16 protein-coding genes are annotated in these 16,008 nt (G+C 60.2%); 5 read left to right on the top strand and 11 right to left on the bottom strand.

The genetic code is table 11. From position 1 onward, the window contains the following. Nucleotides 1–52 precede the first annotated feature (52 nt). From CFB17_RS03340 to hflX, 3 genes are all read left to right on the top strand, one after another. Nucleotides 53–925 (top strand): D-amino-acid transaminase, encoded by an 873-nt coding sequence (locus tag CFB17_RS03340; protein ID WP_088559987.1) that lies wholly within the window; start codon nt 53–55, stop codon nt 923–925. A gap of 170 nt (nt 926–1,095) precedes the next feature. After that, a complete protein-coding gene (gene hfq / locus CFB17_RS03335; RefSeq protein WP_088559986.1) occupies nt 1,096–1,365 on the top strand; it encodes an RNA chaperone Hfq in 270 nt (89 codons plus the stop codon). A gap of 30 nt (nt 1,366–1,395) precedes the next feature. Then, the gene (gene hflX / locus CFB17_RS03330) at nt 1,396–2,709 is read left to right on the top strand and encodes a GTPase HflX (RefSeq protein ID WP_407642374.1); all 1,314 of its coding nucleotides are present in this window, start codon (nt 1,396–1,398) and stop codon (nt 2,707–2,709) included. Here the strand turns inward: hflX and CFB17_RS03325 are convergent. Both CFB17_RS03325 and CFB17_RS03320 read right to left on the bottom strand, forming a co-directional pair. After that, nucleotides 2,706–4,205 carry a Ppx/GppA phosphatase family protein gene (locus CFB17_RS03325; protein WP_088559985.1) on the bottom strand — a complete coding sequence of 500 codons (1,500 nt, stop codon included), beginning with the start codon at nt 4,203–4,205 and terminating at the stop codon, nt 2,706–2,708. The genes hflX and CFB17_RS03325 overlap by 4 nt on opposite strands. A gap of 16 nt (nt 4,206–4,221) precedes the next feature. Beyond that, on the bottom strand, nt 4,222–6,405 hold the full coding sequence (locus tag CFB17_RS03320; RefSeq protein ID WP_088559984.1) for an RNA degradosome polyphosphate kinase: 2,184 nt from the start codon (nt 6,403–6,405) through the stop codon (nt 4,222–4,224). 65 nt (nt 6,406–6,470) lie between these two features. Here CFB17_RS03320 and CFB17_RS03315 point away from each other — a divergent pair, with 65 nt between their 5' ends. Continuing rightward, nucleotides 6,471–7,031: a SixA phosphatase family protein gene (locus CFB17_RS03315; RefSeq protein ID WP_322112119.1), complete on the top strand. Its 561-nt coding sequence runs from the start codon at nt 6,471–6,473 to the stop codon at nt 7,029–7,031. On the opposite strand, the gene mazG is transcribed toward CFB17_RS03315, so the two are convergent. Continuing rightward, a complete protein-coding gene (mazG, locus tag CFB17_RS03310) occupies nt 6,994–7,887 on the bottom strand; it encodes a nucleoside triphosphate pyrophosphohydrolase (RefSeq protein WP_088559982.1) in 894 nt (297 codons plus the stop codon). The two genes, CFB17_RS03315 and mazG, sit on opposite strands and share 38 nt — an antisense overlap. A 384-nt stretch (nt 7,888–8,271) precedes the next feature. On the opposite strand from mazG, the gene CFB17_RS19095 reads away from it, so the two are divergent. Then, complete coding sequence (locus CFB17_RS19095) at nt 8,272–8,415, top strand: hypothetical protein (RefSeq protein WP_165769400.1); 144 nt, start codon at nt 8,272–8,274, stop codon at nt 8,413–8,415. Here CFB17_RS19095 and xseA read toward each other — a convergent pair. The 8 genes from xseA to rimM all read right to left on the bottom strand — a co-directional run bounded on the left by xseA (nt 8,412) and on the right by rimM (nt 15,984). Beyond that, nucleotides 8,412–9,902, bottom strand: a complete 1,491-nt coding sequence (gene xseA / locus CFB17_RS03305; RefSeq protein WP_088559981.1) for an exodeoxyribonuclease VII large subunit — start codon at nt 9,900–9,902, stop codon at nt 8,412–8,414. The two genes, CFB17_RS19095 and xseA, sit on opposite strands and share 4 nt — an antisense overlap. A 24-nt stretch (nt 9,903–9,926) precedes the next feature. Continuing rightward, entirely contained in the window at nt 9,927–10,943 is a 1,017-nt protein-coding gene (locus CFB17_RS03300; RefSeq protein ID WP_088559980.1) for an aspartate-semialdehyde dehydrogenase, read from the bottom strand. A 29-nt stretch (nt 10,944–10,972) separates the two neighbouring features. After that, on the bottom strand, nt 10,973–12,082 hold the full coding sequence (leuB, locus tag CFB17_RS03295) for a 3-isopropylmalate dehydrogenase (protein WP_088559979.1): 1,110 nt from the start codon (nt 12,080–12,082) through the stop codon (nt 10,973–10,975). 33 nt (nt 12,083–12,115) lie between these two features. Then, nucleotides 12,116–12,739: a 3-isopropylmalate dehydratase small subunit gene (leuD, locus tag CFB17_RS03290; RefSeq protein ID WP_088559978.1), complete on the bottom strand. Its 624-nt coding sequence runs from the start codon at nt 12,737–12,739 to the stop codon at nt 12,116–12,118. Between the two features lie 62 nt (nt 12,740–12,801). Further along, nucleotides 12,802–14,202: a 3-isopropylmalate dehydratase large subunit gene (gene leuC / locus CFB17_RS03285; RefSeq protein ID WP_088559977.1), complete on the bottom strand. Its 1,401-nt coding sequence runs from the start codon at nt 14,200–14,202 to the stop codon at nt 12,802–12,804. 35 nt (nt 14,203–14,237) lie between these two features. After that, nucleotides 14,238–14,639: a 50S ribosomal protein L19 gene (gene rplS, locus CFB17_RS03280; RefSeq protein ID WP_088560229.1), complete on the bottom strand. Its 402-nt coding sequence runs from the start codon at nt 14,637–14,639 to the stop codon at nt 14,238–14,240. Nucleotides 14,640–14,668: 29 nt separating this feature from the next. Beyond that, on the bottom strand, nt 14,669–15,457 hold the full coding sequence (gene trmD, locus CFB17_RS03275) for a tRNA (guanosine(37)-N1)-methyltransferase TrmD (RefSeq protein ID WP_088559976.1): 789 nt from the start codon (nt 15,455–15,457) through the stop codon (nt 14,669–14,671). Continuing rightward, nucleotides 15,454–15,984: a ribosome maturation factor RimM gene (gene rimM, locus CFB17_RS03270; protein WP_088559975.1), complete on the bottom strand. Its 531-nt coding sequence runs from the start codon at nt 15,982–15,984 to the stop codon at nt 15,454–15,456. Before rimM ends, trmD begins: the two co-directional genes overlap by 4 nt. Nucleotides 15,985–16,008 lie beyond the last annotated feature (24 nt).

The raw sequence follows: 16,008 nt of genomic DNA, 5'->3' as shown, positions 1-16,008 counted from the left end.
TATACGCCACGTCCGGCGGCGACCATTTGCCAGCAGAGAGCCCTGTCCGGCTATGACACGTATTGCTTATGTCAACGGCGCATACTCTTCCGTTTTGACGCCCGCGATCCGGATCGAAGATCGTGGCTATCAGTTTGCTGATGGGGTCTATGAGGTCCTCAAGGTCAGTGGCGGTGGTGTGCGCCATATAGACCGGCATCTGGATCGGCTGGGCCGATCTCTTGCGGCCCTAGGCATGCGCTGGCCAATGGGGCGCGGTCCTTTGACGCAGGTGGTTCGCCGTACCGTAGCGCTCAACAGCCTTCGCGACGCGCTCGTCTACATTCAGGTGACGCGCGGCGTGGCCGCGCGCAATCATCTTTTTGACGCCAATTTGAAGCCATCGCTCGTCGTCACCGTACGCTCCCTCAAACTGCCATCGGCGCGGGAGAGGGATGAGGGCGTGAAAGTCGTGACAATGCCGGATGAACGGTGGACGCATTGTCACATCAAGTCGATCAGCCTGCTGCCCAACAGCCTGGCACGACAGCGCGCAGCTGACGAAGGTGCGAGAGAGGCTTGGTTGGTCGATCGCGATGGATTCGTCACAGAAGGCAGTTCGTCGAACGCCTATATCGTGGACGAGGAGGGCAGGCTGGTTACCCGGCCGCTTGGCCAGGAAATTCTAGGGGGTATCACGCGATCGCTCCTGCTCGAGGCTGCCGAGGCCGAGGGGATTGAATTTGTCGAGCGAGGCTTCACCGTCGCGGAGGCGCAAGCAGCGCGGGAGGCATTTCTGACCAGCACGTCTGCCGGCGTGCTGCCGGTGAGCACGGTTGACGACCGTGTCATAGCCAATGGTCGTCCAGGCAGCATCACCCGGCGGCTGACCGACCGCCTGCAGCGGCTCGAACTCGCTTCAGACGATGGCATTGCCGTGAGATAGTTATTGCCGCTGTGGGGTTGTGCTCGTTCGTCGCTTGTTCTGGACGAGCGCTGTAGCTATCTCACAAGGGCGGGTAGCTTGCGACGGATAACGAGCGCAGGCCAGCAGCGACTATGTGTGTGTGTCTCGTCGACGAGCATCGACGAAAGTGTCTAGAGGATACAATGGCTATGGCAGCCGAAAAGCAACAAAATTTGCAGGATGTGTTTCTCAATCATGTCCGCAAATCAAAAGTGCCGGTGACAATATTTCTTATCAACGGCGTTAAGCTTCAAGGCGTCATCAGCTCATTCGATAATTTCTGTTTGCTTTTGCGGCGAGATGGTCATGTCCAGCTTGTCTACAAGCACGCTGTATCGACTGTGATGCCATCCGCTGCAGTGCGCCTCTATGATCCAGCCGCGGATGATGGCAAGCCCGCTCCCGACATGCAGATGTGACGATCGTCAGGTTGAAGGAGTAAGGTACGGTTGAATGACGCTCTAGCGAACGCCGACGAAAAGATTGGCGCATGGGTGCTGCAACCTTACCAAGCGGGTAAAGACGAGAATTCTCGTCAACCGGCGGAGCGCCTAGCTGAGGGCATGGGGCTGGCGCGTGCGATCGACCTCGAGGTGCGCGGCGGTGAATTAGTCCAGCTTCGACAACCAAACCCAGCGACACTTTTTGGTACGGGCAAGGTGGAAGAGCTGGGCGAGCGGTTTTCGCAAGAGGCTGTCGAACTCGTCGTCGTCGACGGCGCGCTAACACCAGTGCAGCAGCGCAATCTCGAGACTGCCTGGAAGACTAAGGTCATCGACCGGACAGGCTTGATCCTCGAGATCTTCGGTGAACGCGCGCGAACCCGAGAGGGCGTATTGCAGGTCGAGCTTGCGGCATTGACCTATCAACGCTCCAGGCTGGTTCGGTCCTGGACCCATCTCGAGCGGCAACGAGGTGGTTTCGGCTTCCTCGGTGGCCCGGGTGAAAGCCAGCTCGAGCTCGATCGCCGTCGGATTACCGAGCGCATCACGCGTATCAAGCGTGAACTCGGGGAGGTCATACGGACGCGTGGTCTGCATCGCGCGGCGAGGGAGCGCGTGCCCTACAAGACAGTCGCTCTGGTCGGTTACACGAACGCGGGCAAGTCCACCTTGTTCAATCGCCTGACGGGCGCGCACGTGGTGGCCGAAGACAAGCTCTTCGCCACGCTTGACCCGACAATGCGTCTCATCCGTCTAAACACCGGTCTGAAGACAATCCTCTCCGACACGGTGGGATTCATCAGCGATCTGCCGACATCGCTGGTGGCGGCATTTCGCGCCACCTTGGAGGAAGTCATATCTGCCGATTTGATCCTCCATGTGCGGGACATTGCGCACCCTGACAGTCAGGCTCAGGCGCTGGATGTCGAGAAGGTATTGGATGAACTGGGTGTGGGCGAGGTGGCTCGCCATGAGCGCCTGATCGAGGTCTGGAACAAGATCGATAGCCTCGCGCCTGATGAGGCCGAGCGCGTTCAGGCGGAGGCGTCACGACGGCCAAATACGATCTTGGCCTCGGCCCTGACCGGCCAAGGTGTCGACGATCTGCTCGACGTCGTTGGCGGTCGCCTTCTAGCTCACCATCACGTGGCCGAGGTCGATATACCGACCAGCGACGGCGCGCTGCATGCCTGGCTCCATCAACATTGCGAGGTGCTGAGCGAGACGGACGGTGAGCAACGCCGCCACCTCAAGGTCGCCGTCGAACCGCAATTTCGCAATCGACTCGAACGTCGACTGGCGGATGCTGCGAGCGCCTAGGCGATCTCGATCGCAACATCTTCAAGATCGAATGCTGACGCGAGTGCTGCCAGCCTCGACGTGATGGCCTCGTCGTCCTCGATCACTGCATCATGTGGCGCCTTGAGGATGAGGACCGAGTCGCTCAGCGCCAGTCGACACTGCTCAAGAATCTCTGGCGCGCCCCCGGAGAGTCGATAGCCGAGTTCCAGAACACGGCCCACCAATTCCGTCGATCGGATCTGGTCGTCGTCGAGAAACTCGAGCGCATGAGTGATCGCCGGATCTCGCCGGTCGCCCCCATAGCGTGCGTACACGATATGGGCGAGCGAGATCCGCTGGACATGATCGATACCAAGGAAGGGATATTGAACGAGGCGCAGGAAGGCTTCCTGGGCGCGGGTGTCGGGATGTTCGCGCCAGCTGGCGTCGGATACGTGGCAGGCTGCCTCGCGTAACCGCTTCCACGCAGCGGTTTCGCGCGTCGCGAAAATGGTATTGCTCCATTCAATCATGCTCTTGCCGACATGAGCGGAGCGATTGGCGACACGGCCGAGGTCTTCGGCGGCGGCCAATAGAGGATCCCGATGCCGTTCCTTGCGCTTTAAGAGAGCAAAGACACGGCCTTCGCGTACTCCTGTTGCCGAAAAGACGACCCGAGCCGGCTTCAGTCTTCCGACGACTTCGGAGAGCATCAAGCCAGCGGCCACGGCGGTCCCGGCGCGCTTGCGCGGCAGACCCGGAATCGAGGCCACGTCGGTACTTAGACTGATCTCACGTCCAAGGTCGATCGCCTCGTCAGGTCGCAGCTCGAAGCCGTGCACGATCCGCAAAGGATGATTGGTCATTGTCATCCTTGCCCGCGCCAGCGCCCGCCAGCTGCCGCCGACGACATAGAACGTCTTGCCAGCTGCAAGACCATCGAGATCGGGATATTCCGCGAAAGCCCGAGCAACGAGATCGCTCGCGCCCGTCAGGCCGCCGGCCTTGATGGCCTCGCCCACGATAAGGGTTCCAAGCGGTAGGCTGCGGAGCGTCGTCGCCTTTTCGACAAACCGCCGTCCGGACGGGACGGCGGCGAATTCTACACTGCCGCCGCCCAGGTCGCCCATGATGCCCGCAGGCTGGAAGAACCCGCAGGTCACACCCAAGGCACCGAAATGTGCCTCTTCCTGTCCGGAAAGGACGGTGATCTTCTGGCCAATCGTCTTCTCAGCCTGCTTGACGAAGCTGGCCCCATCGCGGGCAAGCCTGACCGCCGCCGTCGCGATGATGTCGATGCGGCTACAGCCGACGCCTTTGGCGATGGCGGTGAAGCGCTTCAGGCTGTCGAGGGCGCATTTCCTGCCGGCGCGGCCGAGTTTGCCATACCTCGCCACCTCGCGCCCGAGGCCGCAGAGCCGTCGCTCGTTGAAACGCGTCACCGGGGCACGTGTGAGGCCATCATAGACGACGAGACGAATAGAGTTCGAGCCGAGATCGACAACCGCGAACGGCTCAAGCTTATGCTTTGTCATGAGAGGGGCAAATCACTCAGTCGGCGGTCTGGTCGGGATTGGCAGCCGCATAGAGGCGCAGCTGGGCAACGCTGCCTTTTCTCTTGAGCGCGCTTCCTCGACCTGAGAGGCTCGGATTGGTCATGAAGTAGGTGTGGGCAGAAAATGGCTGGTCATTATGCGCGACCCGCTCGTAGGTCCCGTCCGCATTCAAGAGCCAGCTGCTGGTATTATCCTTGAGATTGGCAATCATGACCTGATCGAGCACTTGCTGGTGAACGGTCTCATTCTCGATCGGTACCAGGGTCTCGACACGACGCGACAAATTACGCTGCATCCAGTCGGCCGAGGAGATGAAGACTTTTGCACGCTTGGACGGAAGGCCATAGCCGGCGCCAAAGCAGATAATGCGGGCATGCTCGAGAAAGCGCCCGATGATGCTCTTTACCCGAATATTTTCCGAAAGGCCCGGCACGCCCGGACGCAGGCAGCATATGCCGCGTATAATGAGATCGATCTTTACGCCATTGTTCGATGCCTCATAGAGCTTAGTGATGATCCCCTCGTCGGTCAGCGCGTTGAGTTTGGCCCAAATCTGGGCTTTTTTGCCTACCTTAGCGTATTCGATCTCAGCATCGATCAAGGCGGTTAGCGTCTCTCGCAAATTGACCGGCGCAATTGCCAGCTTTTCGAGTTTCCTGGGCTCGGCGTAGCCCGTCATGAAATTGAAGGCCCGCGCTGCGTCATGACCAAGTGCCGGGTCGCAGGTGAAGAAGGAAAGGTCGGTATAGATCCTGGCCGTAATGGGATGATAGTTGCCCGTGCCGAAATGCACATAGGTCCGGAGCCCCGTCTGTTCGCGGCGAACGACCATCGAGACCTTGGCGTGTGTCTTCAACGTGATGAAGCCATAGACGACCTGGACTCCGGCGCGCTCCAGATTGCGGGCCCAGCGAATATTCCGTTCTTCATCAAAGCGGGCCTTCAACTCGACCAATGCCGTTACGGACTTGCCGGCTTCCGCGGCGTCGATGAGAGCGCCGACGATGGGGCTATCCTCGCTCGTGCGATAAAGCGTTTGCTTGATAGCGACGACGGCCGGATCGCGTGCCGCCTGACGGACGAACTGCGCGACGACGTCAAAGCTTTCATAAGGATGGTGGACAATGAAATCCTTGTGCCGGATCGCAGCGAAGCAATCGCCGCCGAAATCCTTGATGCGCTCCGGAAATCTTGGACTATAGGGAGGAAAGAGAAGGTCTGTCCGCTCCTTGACGATGACCTGCGAGGTTTCGGCAAGGCCAAGAATCCCGTCGGTTACGACGACGTCCTCCGGGGGCACCGCCAGCTGGTCGGTGATGAACTCGCGAATGCGATCTGGCATGGCGGCGTCGACCACGAGCTGAATAACCGACCCGCGGCGACGACGCTTCAGCAACGTCTCGAAGAGACGGACCAGATCTTCGGCCTCTTCTTCGAGCTCGATGTCGCTGTCGCGAATGACACGGAAGTGACCGACACTAAGGACTTCGAAGCCAGGAAATAAATTATCGATGAAAGCAAGGATGAGCTGTTCGATCCTGATGAAGCGATAGCGTTCCTCCGAGACACGGATGAAACGGTCCATCATGCTCGGGATGAGAATAAGGCCGTTTAGAATCTCGCCTTTAGGCTGCTTCAATTCGAGAACGATTCCCATCCCTCGGTTGGAGATGAAGGGAAAAGGATGTGTCGGGTCCAGGGCTATCGGCGTGAGGACGGTGAGCGCCTCCTCAAGGAAGCTCTCACGCATGCGAGCAAGCTCGCTACTTGCCAACTCGTCAATGTCGAGGAGCTCAATGCCCTGTTCCCTTAGAAGCGTCGTCAGTTCATGCCAGCATTTATTCTGATCTTCCGTCAGCTTACGTACACGCTCGGATATCGCCGCCAGTTGTTCGCTAGGCGTATTTCCATCGGTGCTGACCGTGTTGACACCTGCCGAATGCAGGCCTTTCAGGCCGGCAACGCGCACCATATAGAATTCGTCGAGGTTCGAGGCCGAGATCGACAGGAAGCGGAGTCTCTCCTGCAGCGGATGCTGAACATTCGACGCTTCCTCCAGGACGCGCTCGTTGAAGGCGAGCCAGGAAAGCTCGCGATTGATGAAATGTTCGCGCCGCAGAGCCATGGGCTGGGCGATCCCGGTAGCGGCAAACGATGGCAGAACTTCGGCTTCGCTCATGTCACAATCGTCCCGGCAGCTATGAGGCCCCGTTCTAGAGATGCCACTCGCGCCTGCCAATCACGTTGTCATCCGGTTTGTTCGGAGGATCTGAGTTGGCCGTCACGGTTCGCCGGCTTCTTTTGCTGCGTCACGCAAAATCGTCCTGGGACGATCGGGACTTGGCCGACCATACACGCCCATTGGCCTTGCGCGGCCGAACCGCCGCCCAGACCATGGGACAATTCATCAAATCTCAGGGATTGATGCCGGATCGCGTCCTGTCCTCCGACTCATGCAGGACGAGGCAGACCGCAGAGATCGTCCTCGGCATTCAAGATCGAATGCCCAGTGTGGAATGGCTGGCTGGGCTTTATCTAGCGTCAGCCTGGCAAATCCTGACAATCATCGGCGAGCAAGGGGGCACTGCGTCATCACTTCTTGTCCTCGGTCACGAGCCCGGCATCGGCGTGCTGGCGAACGTTCTGGCTGGAACGGGGAACGATGCCGAACGTGCGGCCATGAAGAAGAAGTTCCCAACAACGAGCTTGGCGATTATTGAGTTTCGCATCGATCGATGGTTGGAGATAGCCGTAGGCGAGGGGCAGCTTATTCGTTTCGTTCGGCCCCGGGATCTTGCCGCTTAGTGACATCATTCGCGTCAGGCCCGGTGCTCTTTTCCAATACCTTGGCTGCTGCCCAGAATGTCTCGAGTGCAGCCAGCGGCAGAGCCTCGACATCTTTGCCTCGCTCCGTCGCCTGGCGCTCGACCTCGCCAAAGCGCCGTTCGAATTTTTCATTGGCGCGGCGCAGAGCCTGATCCGGATCAATCTTCAGATGGCGGCTTAAATTGACGATGGTGAAAAGCAGATCGCCGATCTCCTCTTCCTGGGCCAGCCTCGCATCCGGCCGGTCAATGACCTCTTCGACCTCTCGAATTTCTTCCAGAAGCTTATCCCAGACCTGCGCCGTATCCGGCCAGTCGAAGCCTACGCGCGCGGCCCGTTCCTGCAATTTATGAGCGCGCTGTAGTGGAGGAATCGTGCGGGCAACACCGGAGAGCGCGCTGAAGGCGGTATCGGTGCGTTCCGCCTTTCGGCGCCGCTCTTCCGCCTTGATCGTTTCCCATATTGCGCGCTGAGCCGTCTCATCCGTCGACGTGCCTACAGCGAAAATATGGGGATGCCGGCGAACGAGCTTTCGATGAATCGCACGAGCGACCGTTCCGAGATCAAAGAGGCCTTGTTCCTCGCCGATACGGGCGTGGAATACGACCTGCAAGAGGAGATCGCCGAGCTCGTCTTCCAAGTCGTCCCATGATTCTCTCGCGATCGCGTCGGCAACCTCGTAGGCTTCCTCGATCGTGTAGGCACTGATCGAAGCAAAGGTCTGTTTGATGTCCCATGGGCAACCGGTCTCCGGATCACGCAGCCGCCGCATCAGCCGCATCAAATCGCCGATCGGCGCCAGCACTACATCATCGTCCGGATCGGACTCGATCATTGGCTTTCCAGGGATTAAGTGTTGGGATCTGAAACCTAGATATTTTACTATCAATGTGTTTGAATGAAGACAGCTGCCATGGCCACGGGGACGATCTCAAGCAGCATCGGCGGCTGGCGTGCAAGCTCCAGTTTGCCGGGTCCCGCGCGTCCGCTCTGATTCCAGTAGCGTCGCCTTAACGAATCTCGTCGCCGCATCGGCGCAAACGCCAGCGAATGTCAGTATAAAGATCGTCCTGCCGACAGGCTTGCGCGATTGATCCGGCAAGGAAATGACGGTCGGCGTCCGCAAAGCTAATCACGGCACGATAACGAAGCTGCCCGACGGCGATCTAAGCTATATCTACAAAACCTCGTTGTCGGTGGTGACAATATCCGAGTGCCGTTGAAGACCAGCGATGGTCCCATTGTCTATTTGACGATGCGCATGGTCGAGCTCGTCAACCCGTCGACCGGCGCGCCGCTCACCGATACGACATTCCCTGTCGACGAGGTCGGCTGGGACGCGAGCGCAGATGAGGCTGCTTAGAGCAGCGTCTCCTGCTTTCCGGCGGTCTTGCTCCGGTTGCCAGCAGGGCGTCGCCGAGTTATCGGCCGTTCATCGAGTTCAGGCACGACGTTCAAGGCGGCATCCCTGAACACGATGGAGAGATGGGCCTTGCTCTTTGCATCGTCAGCGGTCGTGACCAAGCTACCAGTCTCGTCCCGGACGAGCACATAGCCGCGCTCCAGGACGCGCTGTGGCCCGAGTGAATGACAAAGGGCGCTCAAAGCCTCTACACGTTCGCCATACGCGCGGAGTCGGCCTCGCGTGGCCTGGTCGAGTCGGGGGGACATGCGCGCCAGGGTCGACAAGCCAGTTTCAAGGCGGCCTGTCAGGGTCTCAATCGCTAATCGGCCACTTATCGCTGACAGGGCCTCGGTCGAGCGCCGGATCATGTCGGCGGCCACCTCATCAAGCCGGGCTCCACGGCCCAGCAGTTGCAGGCGCTGGACTCGGACAACCTCAGCGGGCGGCCGGAGGCGAAGCCGCTCGCTCAAATCATCCAGCCGTTGGGCGGCCGTTCCGAGCAGTCTTGACGGGTGAGCCAGTCCTCGAGCTACCCCATCGACGTGTCGGCGCATTTCGTCGATCGTGCGTCCGAGACCGGCTTGCTGGCGCATCCTCAGCTGGTCGAGCTGGAGCATCAGCTCGCGACGGACAGGGACCGCCATTTCGGCAGCGGCGGTCGGCGTCGGCGCGCGGTGGTCGGCCGCGAGATCGATAAGCGTGGTGTCGGTCTCGTGTCCCACCGCCGAGATAAGCGGAATCGAGCAGGCCGCTGCGGCGCGAACGACGATTTCCTCGTTGAACGCCCACAAATCTTCGATCGAGCCGCCGCCACGAGCAACGATGATCAGATCGGGCCGCGGTATAGCCCCGCCCTCGGGCATCCCGCTGAAGCCGTCGATAGCCGCAGCGATGGCTTCCCGCGCGCCTTCGCCCTGCACGGGCACAGGCCAGACCAGAACGCGCCTGGGAAACCTCTCCTCCAGACGATGCAGGATATCGCGGATGACCGAACCGGTCGGAGAGGTCACGATACCGATGACGCCCGGCAGGACCGGCAATGGTCGCTTACGCGATACATCGAAGAGGCCCTCGGCCTCGAGCCGGCGGCGGCGTTCGTCTAGTTGCGCCAGGAGGGCGCCGATACCGGCAGGCTCCATACGCTCGACGACGAGCTGATACTTGGAACGGCCAGGATAGGTCGTCAGTCGGCCGACACAGATGACCTCCAATCCGTCACCGGGCTCAAAGGCAAGGCGGCCCAGCGTGTTGCGCCAGGCGACGGCATCCAGGACGGCTCGATCATCCTTCAGTGCCAGATAGACATGGCCAGAAGCCGCGCGCTTAAATCCAGAAATCTCGCCGCGCACACGTACAAGTCCGAAGGAGTCTTCGACCGTCCGTTTCAACGCGAAGGCCAGTTCGGAGACAGAATACTCAGCGATGTTGGAGGATGTTTCGCTCAAGTCTTCATCTCTGTCGCTGTCCTCTCAGATTAGGCTGTCCTCGACCATGGCTTCGGCGATCTGCACGGCATTGAGTGCAGCACCCTTGCGCAGATTGTCAGACACGATCCAAAGGTTGAGGCCATAAGGTACGGTCGGATCCTTGCGGATACGCGACACGAAGACCGCATATTCACCCACGCAGTCAATCTGAGTCACGTATTCCCCGCGCTCTGGATCGTCCACGACAAGGACGCCCTCGGCGTTTTGCAGGGCCTCGATCGCTTCTTCGACCTCGATCGGCGATTCAAACTCGACATTGACCGCCTCGGCATGGCCGACGAAGACCGGGACACGCACGCAGGTTGCCGTAACGTCGATCGCGGCGTCCAGGATCTTCTTGGTCTCGACCGTCATCTTCCACTCTTCCTTGGTGGAGCCATCCTCCAGGAAGACGTCGATCTGCGGGATACAGTTGAAGGCGATCGTCTTGGGAAAGATCTCCGGCACCTTACGATCGTTCATGTAGATCGCCTTGGTGTGCTCGAAGAGCTCGTCCATCGCCTCCTTGCCGCCGCCTGAGACCGATTGATAGGTCGAGACGACGACCCGTTTGATTCGGGCAATATCGTGCAACGGCTTAAGCGCTACGACCATCTGGATGGTCGAGCAGTTCGGGTTGGCAATGATATTCCGAGCGCGAAAGTCGACAAGCGCCTCGCGATTGACCTCCGGGACGATCAGCGGGACATCCTGCTCCATCCGGAAATGCGAGGTGTTATCGATCACGACACAGCCGGCGCGTGCAGCGCGGGGCGCATGAACGGCGGAGATCTTCGCCCCTGGCGAAAACAGCCCGATGTCGAAGCCCTCGAAATCGAACGTTTCGAGATCCTTGACCTCCAGCCGCTCATCATCTCCGAATGATACTTCCTTGCCGAGGGACCGCTCGGAGGCGAGGGCAACAACCTCATCCACCGGGAAGTTCCGCTCGGCCAGGATCTCGAGGATTTCTCCACCAACCGCACCGGTCGCGCCCACGACGGCCACTTTGTAGCCCATTGAAACTAGTCCTTCCCAGCAGGGCCGCTCTAGGCAGCCAGTCGATCGAGCGCGTCCAGGATGCGCGAGCCCATCTCGGAGGTCGAAACTCTGGTCGCTCCGGACTGCATGATGTCGGCTGTCCGATACCCTTCGTCCAGCACGCGGGTGATGGCACGGTCCAGCATGTCGGCCTCCGCTCCCCGCTCGAACGAATAGCGAAGCAGCATGCTGAAGCTCGAGATGCAGGCCAAGGGATTGGCGATGCCCCGGCCGGCGATATCGGGCGCCGAGCCGTGCACGGGCTCGTACATCGCCTTGCGCCGCCCATGCTGATCGGGTGCCCCCAGCGAAGCGGATGGCAACATGCCGAGACTGCCCGTCAGCATGGCCGCAACGTCGGACAGGATGTCGCCGAAAAGATTATCGGTTACGATCACATCGAACTGCTTGGGCTGTCGAACGAGTTGCATCGCGCAGTTATCAGCCAGCACGTGCGCAAGCTCGACACCGGCAAATTCGGTATCGTGAATACGCTGAACGGTCTTCTTCCAAAGAATGCCCGACTTCATGACATTCGATTTCTCGGCCGAGGCAACCCGATTGGAGCGCTTTTGCGCCAGTTCGAAGCCGACACGCGCGATCCGCTCGATCTCCGAGGTCGTATAGACCTGCGTGTCGACTGCGCGTTCCTGACCGTCGGGCAGGCTCGTGACCTCCTTGGGCTCGCCAAAATATACCCCGCCCGTTAGTTCCCGGACGATCATGATATCCAAGCCTTCGACCAACTCGGGCTTGAGGGCTGAGGCTGCCGCAAGCGCCGGGAAGACGAGAGCAGGGCGGAGATTGGCGAACAGGCCAAGCTCCTTGCGCAGTGCCAGGAGACCACGCTCGGGCCGTTTCTCGAAGGGTAAGTCATCATAGGCTGGCCCCCCCACAGCGCCGAACATGACCGTGCCGATCGTCGTCGCTTTCTCAAGGGTCGCTGGAGCCAGCGGGACGCCGTGGCGATCATAGGCCGCGCCGCCGACGAGATCTTCGTCGAGTGCGAAGACCAGTCCGCGAGCGCCGAACCAGCCGGCCACCCGCTTGACCTCTTCCATCACCTCGGGACCGATTCCATCACCCGGGAGGAAGAGAATGTGACCTTGTTCGGTCATGACCGATGCTTCTTTCGCTTGAGGAGATTGGGTTCAGGCCACAGCTCGGTAGAGCCAAGGTTGTCCCGTGCGCTGTTGAGACTCGAAGCCGTCGATCTTGGTGCTCTTGGCGAGCGTCAGGCCGATATCGTCAAGGCCCTGCAACAGGCAATCTCGGCTGAAGGCATCGACGTCGAACGGCAAGGGTGCGTTGCCGCGTGGCCGGATAATTTCCTTGGCCTCTAGGTCAACCGTGAAGGTGGGATCATCGGCCTCGGTTGCTTCCTGCATGAGCAGGTCGATCTGTTCCTGCGGCAAGACAATCGGCAGGATGCCATTCTTAAAGCAGTTATTAAAGAAGATGTCGGCGAAACTCGGCGCGATTACGCAGCGGATGCCAAAGTCGAGCAGTGCCCAGGGCGCGTGTTCGCGCGAACTGCCGCAGCCAAAATTTGCGCCGGCGATAAGGATCTCGGCGTGTCGATAAGGCTCGCGATTAAGAACGAAGTCGGGCTTCTCAGAACCATCCGTCTCGTAGCGCAGTGTCTCGAACGCCGCGATGCCGAGACCGGTGCGCTTGATTGTCTTTAGCCATTTCGCCGGGATGATCTTGTCAGTGTCGACATTGACGAGTGGCAGAGGAGCGGCCACCCCAGTGAGCTTCGTGAAGGGCTGCATAAAGATGCTCCCGGAAATGAGCTCGATCCGGGTTCACTGGAAACTCGGATCCTCGATCGATCTCAGGCCAAGTCGCGCACGTCGGTCAGGTGCCCGTTCAATGCGGCAGCGGCGGCCATGGCTGGGGAGAGCAGATGCGTGCGCCCGCCCGGCCCCTGCCGCCCTTCGAAATTGCGGTTGCTCGTCGACGCACAGCGCTCGCCCGGCTTAAGCTTATCGGGATTCATCCCAAGACACATGGAACAGCCGGCCTCGCGCCAGTCGAATCCAGCATCGATGAAGATCTTGTCCAGACCCTCTTCCTCGGCCTGGTATTTGACGAGGCCCGATCCCGGGACGATCATCGCTTCGACGCGCGAGGCTATCTTCTTGCCCTCGACCAGTTTGGCGACTGCGCGCAGGTCTTCAATGCGCCCATTCGTGCACGAACCGATGAACACCTTATCGATCGCAATCTCGCTCATCGGCATACCCGCTTCGAGACCCATATACTCGAGCGAACGCGAGATCGACCGACGGCGATCCTCGGCGTCGGCTGCACGTGGATCCGGAACCGTTCCGGTGATGCCAACGACGTCCTGCGGGCTGGTGCCCCATGTTACCTGCGGTTCCAGCGTTTGCCCGTGCAGCACAATCTCGGTGTCATAACGCGCGTCAGGATCCGAGGGCAGGCTCCTCCAGTAGGCAACCGCCTGCTCCCAGGCCCCGGCCTTGGGCGCCATGGGGCGGCCCTTGACGTAGGCGAAGGTCGTTTCGTCCGGGGCGATCAAGCCCGCTCGCGCGCCAGCCTCGATCGACATGTTGCAAATGGTCATCCGGCCCTCCATCGAGAGGCCGCGAATGACGCTGCCAGCATATTCGATGACGTGACCGGTACCGCCAGCAGTACCGATCTTGCCGATGATCGCGAGAATGACGTCCTTGGCCGTGACGCCAAAGCCAAGCTCGCCATCGACTGTGATCCGCATCGTCTTCGGCATGCGCTGCAGCAACGTCTGGGTCGCCAGCACATGCTCCACCTCGGAGGTGCCGATGCCGAATGCCAGCGAGCCGAAGGCGCCGTGCGTGCTGGTATGGCTGTCGCCGCAGACGATCGTCATGCCGGGCAAGGTAAAGCCCTGCTCGGGCCCGATGATGTGAACGATGCCCTGGCGCTGATCCGTGACGCCGAAGAGCTCGACACCGAACTCTTCGCAGTTCCGTTCCAGAGTCTCGACCTGCAATCGCGAGGTGGGCTCGGCAATGCCGAGCTTCCTATCGCTGGTCGGCACATTGTGGTCGGGAACGGCAAGCGTTGCGTCCAGGCGCCGTACGCGTCGGCCCGTGCTGCGCAGACCCTCGAACGCCTGCGGACTCGTTACCTCGTGAACGAGGTGACGATCGATATAGAGTAGGCAGGTGCCATCCGGCTGGCGATCAACGACGTGGCTGTCCCAGATCTTTTCGAAAAGCGTCCTGCCCATCCTACCGCTCCAAAGGGCGCTATGCGCCCGTGACTTCAGCTTGCTGCCTTCTGGTCCTTGCTGGCGGGACGGTCATCCCGCAGCTCGACGATACGCGCGGCCTTGCCGGTGCGCCCGCGCAGGTAATAGAGCTTCGCACGCCTGACACGACCGCGCCTGACGACGTCGATGCTGTCGATACGCGGGCTGTAGAGCGGGAAAACACGCTCGACTCCCTCGCCATAGGAGATCTTGCGGACGGTGAATGCCGAATTGAGGCCGCGATTGCGTCGCGCGATGCATACGCCTTCGAATGCCTGCACACGCTCACGATTGCCTTCGATCACCTTCACGTTGACGCGCAGCGTATCGCCGGCTTTGAAGGTGGGGACGGCCCGCTGAGCGCTCAAGGCCTCGATCTGTTCGCGTTCCAGATCTTCAATAAGATTAACAGCCATCGACTCTACTCCTGTAAGCTCGGCATTCATTATTCTTCAGGTGGATGGCCGTCAGCCCGCTCGGGCGAGCAGGCAGGCGACTCCACACTGGCAGCCAGAGCGGATCGCCATGGATCACGACCGGCGGCGGTCGTCAATAGATCAGGGCGCTTGGCAGCCGTGATCTCAAGGGATTTTTGTCGCCGCCATTCCTTGACGCGGCCATGGTGCCCGGAAAGAAGGATGTCGGGCACGCGCCGGCCCTCCCATTCCTGCGGTCGGGTATAGTGCGGATATTCCAAAAGCCCGTCGGAGAAGCTTTCTTCGACAAGCGATTCCGCCGCCCCCATGACGTCCGGAATCAGGCGGACGCAGGCATCGATCATGCAAAGGGCAGCCGTTTCGCCGCCAGACAGGACGAAGTCGCCGATAGATATCTCAAGGAAGTTCCTGGCTTCGAGCACACGTTCGTCTACTCCCTCGAAGCGCCCGCAAAGAATGGTCATTCCAGGGCCGGCGACCAGTTCGCGTGCCATCGCCTGATCGAAACGGCGGCCCCGTGGCGACATATAGATGAGCGGCCTCTTGGCGCCCTGGCCAAGAGCCTCGTCGACTGCACGGGCAACGACGTCCGGACGCATGACCATGCCCGCACCGCCACCAAATGGTGTGTCGTCGACAGTATGATGCTTGTCCAGCGCGGCATCGCGCAAATTACGGCTGACCAGCCGCCAGCGTCCGTTCGCCTTGGCACGCCCGCTCAAGGAAAAATCGAGCGGGCCCGGAAACATTTGCGGGAAGAGGCTGAGGACGGTGACCGTCCAGGGTTGCTCCGTCATCGTTCTGCGCTCGCCACCAGTTCACCCGGCAACCGAACCGTCACCCGCCCTTTGGCGCTGTCAACGTCAGGGAAATAGTCGCGCGTAAACGGAAGCATATGCTCGCGGCCATCTTCGCCGCGAATTTCGACGATATCGCCCGCACCAAAATTATAGACAGCAACGACGTGGCCGCATTTTTGCCCAACCTCGTCGAGGCATATTAATCCGACCAAATCGTCAAGATAGAACTCGTCGTCGGCCAATGGTGGAAGGGCATCACGCGGGATATATAGGAGCGTGCCGCGGAGGGAGGAGGCGGCGTCGCGATCCATGATCCCCGGCGCGGTGACGATCACGCCATCCTTGGTGCTCGATTGAATGCGAACGGTGAAGAGCGCCTTGCCATTCGCATCATAGAGCGGCCCATATCCAGCGACAGCCTCAGGGTCTGCCGTAAAGCATTTGAGCTTCATTGCCCCCCGCACACCGTGCGCGGCCGCAATGGCTGCGACGCACACAAAGCGCGAGGGTTCCGATGCGGGCATATCCGTCGAGACTCACCGGTCTGA

Source organism: Arboricoccus pini (assembly GCF_900187945.1).
GTDB classification, from domain to species: Bacteria; Pseudomonadota; Alphaproteobacteria; order Geminicoccales; family Geminicoccaceae; genus Arboricoccus; species Arboricoccus pini.
Note: the sequence above shows the minus strand (reverse complement) of the source record. Positions and strands in the feature narration are given on the sequence as shown.